Source organism: Paenibacillus zanthoxyli JH29, from assembly GCF_000520715.1.
GTDB classification, from domain to species: domain Bacteria; phylum Bacillota; class Bacilli; order Paenibacillales; family Paenibacillaceae; genus Paenibacillus_AQ; species Paenibacillus_AQ zanthoxyli.
This window is the reverse complement of sequence record NZ_ASSD01000578.1, coordinates 1-502: the sequence shown is the minus strand read 5'-3', so window position 1 is coordinate 502 and position 502 is coordinate 1. Positions and strand designations below refer to the sequence as shown.

Sequence of the window (502 nt, the reverse complement as noted above, 5' to 3'; positions counted from 1 at the left end):
TCGCTGTTCCTTTCAGTATATTCTGTGTCTACTATTGAGTCTAACTTCACTTAATATTTTGGGGTTCATTCTCTAACTGAGCCAATATTGCCCTACTATCCTCCAGAAAACTCGTTTAGAAGTTTAAAACAAAAAAAGCCCCCAGACTACCCAAATCTGGAGGAAAAGAAAAAAAGGTTATGAAGAAAACTACAAAATTATAATAACATAGTAAATAAAAAATAATCCGCTAATTACCATTATTCTGGAAGTGTAAGTGATGGATATGTTGGAAATAAGTCCTCCCCTAGTAGTATTTATGCTTTTTAACCTCCGCAATCAAATCCTTGCAATCTTCCAAGTCTTTACGAATCGTATGTTCTTCATTTATTTCTACTGTGATCAGTTTTTCTTCTTGTCCTGCATTGACTAAAATATTTCTATCATAATCAATTACCCTGCTGTCTCCTCTAAAGGTTATGGACTCATTATGGACCTCTGTCAAGATAGTAGACACAGAAAT

At 34.1% G+C, this 502-nt stretch carries 1 protein-coding gene; it reads right to left on the bottom strand.

Translation table 11 applies throughout. The features are described from left to right. Nucleotides 1-286: 286 nt before the first annotated feature. A partial coding sequence (locus tag L691_RS33100) for a hypothetical protein (protein ID WP_036737760.1) occupies nt 287-502 on the bottom strand: 216 nt, incomplete at its 5' end.